This window comes from Chloracidobacterium sp., from assembly GCA_025057975.1.
GTDB lineage: Bacteria > Acidobacteriota > Blastocatellia > Chloracidobacteriales > Chloracidobacteriaceae > Chloracidobacterium.
Window position 1 is genome coordinate 1 of sequence record JANWUV010000061.1, and the last position, 565, is coordinate 565.

1 protein-coding gene is annotated in these 565 nt (G+C 65.0%); it reads right to left on the reverse strand.

Annotation, left to right across the window (positions count from 1 at the left end; translation table 11 throughout):
• Positions 1-565: NAD(P)-dependent oxidoreductase (locus NZ585_15080; GenBank protein ID MCS7081352.1), on the reverse strand; the 565-nt coding region annotated here is incomplete at both ends.

Here is a 565-nt window from a genome sequence, read left to right on the forward strand (position 1 = left end):
TTGAAGCGCGAAGCCCAGGTCTTTACAGGCCAAGTCCATTGTGAAGCCGATATTGTAGCTGCCGTTGAGGATGACCTGGCTCTCCGTCTCATGCACGAAGCTGTTGCCCGAGCTGGCCTTGATGATGGCATAGGCCAGCGCCAGATCGAGGCCGCCGCGCTTGGCCAGCATCAGGGCCTCGCCGATCGCCACCACATGGACGAAGGCGAGCATGTTGGTGATGACCTTGATCACCGAGGCGCTGCCCAGCGGCCCCGTGTAGAACACCGGGCGGCCCATCGCTTCGAACGCGGGTAGATGCGCCTCATAGACGGCCCGCTCGCCGCCCACCAGAACCGTGATGTTGCCGGAGGCGGCCTTGTGGACGCCGCCGGTGACGGGCGCCTCCAGACAGGCAACGCCCTTTTCGGCGGCCAGCGCGGCCAGGCGCAGGACCTCGTGGCGGTCATTGGTGCTCATGTCAATCCAGGTTGCACCCGGTTTTAGCCCTGCCAGCAACCCGCGCTCTCCGCTCACCACGGTGCTCACCGCTTTCGGCGAGGGCAGGCAGGTGAAGACGCTCTCA